The 2,958-nt window shown below is 63.4% G+C and carries 3 protein-coding genes and 1 pseudogene; 1 reads left to right on the plus strand and 3 read right to left on the minus strand.

The features are described 5' to 3' along the window. The first annotated feature begins 264 nt into the window (after nt 1–264). Complete coding sequence (locus AB1L88_RS26800) at nt 265–954, plus strand: methyltransferase (RefSeq protein WP_367099791.1); 690 nt, start codon at nt 265–267, stop codon at nt 952–954. 157 nt (nt 955–1,111) lie between these two features. On the opposite strand, the gene AB1L88_RS26805 is transcribed toward AB1L88_RS26800, so the two are convergent. The 3 genes and pseudogenes from AB1L88_RS26805 to AB1L88_RS26815 all read right to left on the minus strand — a co-directional run. Then, nucleotides 1,112–1,666, minus strand: a complete 555-nt coding sequence (locus AB1L88_RS26805; RefSeq protein ID WP_367099792.1) for a hypothetical protein — start codon at nt 1,664–1,666, stop codon at nt 1,112–1,114. A 73-nt stretch (nt 1,667–1,739) separates the two neighbouring features. After that, entirely contained in the window at nt 1,740–2,282 is a 543-nt protein-coding gene (locus tag AB1L88_RS26810) for a hypothetical protein (protein ID WP_367099793.1), read from the minus strand. A gap of 139 nt (nt 2,283–2,421) precedes the next feature. Further along, nucleotides 2,422–2,958, minus strand: a pseudogene (locus AB1L88_RS26815) (hypothetical protein); the annotation flags it as partial.

The raw sequence follows: 2,958 nt of genomic DNA on the forward strand, positions 1-2,958 counted from the left end.
GTCTGAATCGGTGGGTTCACGGTGTTTCGGCGGGTGCCCCGGGTTCCGCGCCGCGGACCCCGGGCGGAGTCGCATGGGCCTGCCGCCCTCCAGGCCCGGGGTCCGCGGTGCGGAACCCGGGGCACCCGGATCCCACCGAGTTCGACCGGAAGCGGTACGACTCCTACTCACACCCGCAGATGATCGGTTTCGGCTAGACTGAGGGGCGAGGGCGGTTGGCAGCGATGTGCATGGGAAACCGCAAGGGTGGCAGGAGCGGATCGCGTGGGTGAGTTCGAGCCGGATTCCCGATACGAGGGGCCAGAGACGGTGTCGACGGTGGAGATTGCGGGGAGGACGATCCGGCTGGCGCGGCCGGCGGAGCCGGAGCGGTTGCTGGACGACCCGAGGGTGCTGGCCTGGAACGCGAGGGATGATTACATGCCGTACTGGGCCTTCCTCTGGCCCGGGGCGTTCCTGCTGGCCGAGGCGGTCGCGGCCGAAGGGTGGGGCAGCGGGGTCGAGGCGCTGGAGCTGGGATGCGGGCTGGGGCTGTCCGGCCTGGTCGGCCTGGCGTCGGGGATCGATCGGGTGGTGTTCACCGATTACGACCGGGCGCCGTTGCGGTTCGTCCAGCAGAGCGGCAGGGCCAACGGGTTCGGCCCGGGGCGGGTCGAGACGGCCCTGCTCGACTGGCGGAACCTGCCCGAGGCGTCGTACCCGGTGATCCTGGGGGCGGATGTGCTGTATGAACGCCCCTTGATCCCGCTGGTGGTGGGGGTGCTGCGGGCGATGCTCGCGCCGGACGGGGTGGCCCTGATCTCCGGCCCGTACCGGGTGGCGACCGAGGACCTGGAGCCGGCGCTCAACGGGGCGGGGCTACGGTTCGAGTCGAGGCCGATCGGGGCGAGGAATGAGACGGGGAAAGGGCTGAAGGGGAGGTTGCATCGGATCTGGAAGGGGGAAGGTTTTTGAGCCACGGATGGAACAAGAAAGGAATAAAAGCATGAGATTTATAGACATGAACTAACAATTTAATAGAAATTTTAGAGGGTGGCCGGGGTCGGGTCGACCCCGGCGATCGGAGCGAATCGGAGGATGAGTGATCAGCGGGCAAGGGTCGAGCACGCCGTTACTCAACGATGATGTCGGCCGAGGCGCTGGCCATCGACTTCCATTCGTCCTTGAACTTGACCTCGACGCCGAAGCGAACGAAATAGATCCCAGGAGACGCGTCGAAACCGATGGGAACGACGTCGTTGACGAGTTGCATGGACGGCACGAACTGTCCCTTGGTGCGATAGCTTGCGATTGGCTCGGGCTTCTCGCCATCGCCACAACACCCGGCCCGCCCTGGATAGAGTTCCGCGTAGCCTCGGATCTCCGCATCGGCGGGCATCCGATACTGTCGCTTGCCGACCAGGGCGACCTGCCCCGGGAACATGCTTGTGACGAGCATGGGGCCCGTCCCCGTCACCCCTCCGTAACCGGCGGTCACCCCGCTATGAAAATCGTCCGGGACCGGCAAGGGGTTGGCATCGCGTAGGGTCAGGTCGCGCGATGAGGCGTCCTCCGGGGCCAGCCCCTCCTTTCCCGAGGTTCTGGGACTGTAGGCAAAACTGCCCACTGTCACCACGATTCCGAGAGAGAAAAACAATACGAATCGAACCGGCATCTTCCAAGGCATGTGCTGAGCCTCGCTTCTGGAATTATTGAATTCTAACTTGGAAAAACCGCCGCTTAGCGAGTCACGTTCCAAATCACTGGATTGAACCAATTAATTTTGTTTGATCGAAAAGCTGCTGACCATAAGGCTTTTCGCATGGCCCCTCGTACACGAAAAATTGGACATAATGATGTCCAACGAGATTTCCTTGTTCCTGACGTTCGAAGTTGAAGGTCTTCGGCTGCGCGGCGTTCTCGTCACATGGGGCAGTACTTTCACCATTCCATGTGTCAACATCGACCTGATTTTCACCTGGCGGCAAATGCCACCAGATGTATTCACGGCAAAACTTACATTCAAATACCTGAACGTCATCAGCCATACAGTTCAGCCTGATTGAACTTGCAAGACTCAGCGCGGTTTCATTTCGATTCGCAAGATATTCGACTTTGGAGCCGGTCAGCCCACCCAATGGCACATTGAGAAAATTTGCCGAAGCCGTGCAACTCTGTCCGGGCGGATCAGGATCCCCTGGAGACTGAGCGAGTGTTGGAACAATCGTCATGACGCCCAACAGAGAGAGAGAGAGAGAGCAATTCCAAAACGGATCATGGTGACAAGCTCCTGGATTTGCCATGCATAGTCATGAGTTCCGACAGTAGGGACTCATTGCGTGCATTAGATTGTCGCACTATGCACCTGTCAAGATTCTTTTTCAATTCTGTCCATAAGTAAAAGTGGGCTCGAACGTTGGCCCAAGCACGCCTCGACTTGAGTCAGGAGCGGCGGGCGGCGGCGGCCTGGGCGCGGCGGGCGCGGCGGTTCAGGGGGGCGGAAGGGCCGGGGAGGACGGTGCGGAGCGAGGGACGGGCGGGCGGAGAGGGTCGGGGGATGGGTTCGTTTCGCGCAGGGGAGGGCGGGGAGGTGGGAGCGGGGGCGGGAGGCTCGGAGGGGGCTGGGGGAGGGGAGGCGGCGGAGGAGGAGGGATGCTCGCGGCGAGAGCGGTCGGGGCGGGGGCCGGGAGGCCGGGATGAGGGGGCGGAGGAGGAGGCCGGGGCGACGGGGACGAGGGACTGGAGGCGGCGTAACTCGTTGAGGCAGCGGGAGAACTGGCGGCGGGCGTCGGAGGCGTAGCGTTCGAGGAGCCGGAGGGCGGGCGGGTCGTCGGCGTCGAGGCCGAGGGAGGCGTCGAGCTGGGCGCGGTCGTCTCGGGCGTTGAGGAAGGAGTCGAGGCGGTCGCGGAGGGAGGCGACGGCCTGGGAGACGAGGTCGAGGCCGGGGGCGGCGGTCGGGTCGTCGGGGTGGAGGTCCCA

The sequence above is a fragment of the Tautonia sp. JC769 genome, from assembly GCF_040717455.1.
Taxonomy (GTDB): Bacteria; Planctomycetota; Planctomycetia; order Isosphaerales; family Isosphaeraceae; genus Tautonia.

What these genes read in the sequence shown, in the direction of transcription:
- AB1L88_RS26805 (WP_367099792.1), bottom strand. Translation starts at nt 1,666, where the DNA reads ATGCCTTGGAAGATGCCGGTTCGATTCGTATTGTTTTTCTCTCTCGGA.
- AB1L88_RS26810 (WP_367099793.1), bottom strand. Translation starts at nt 2,282, where the DNA reads ATGGCAAATCCAGGAGCTTGTCACCATGATCCGTTTTGGAATTGCTCT.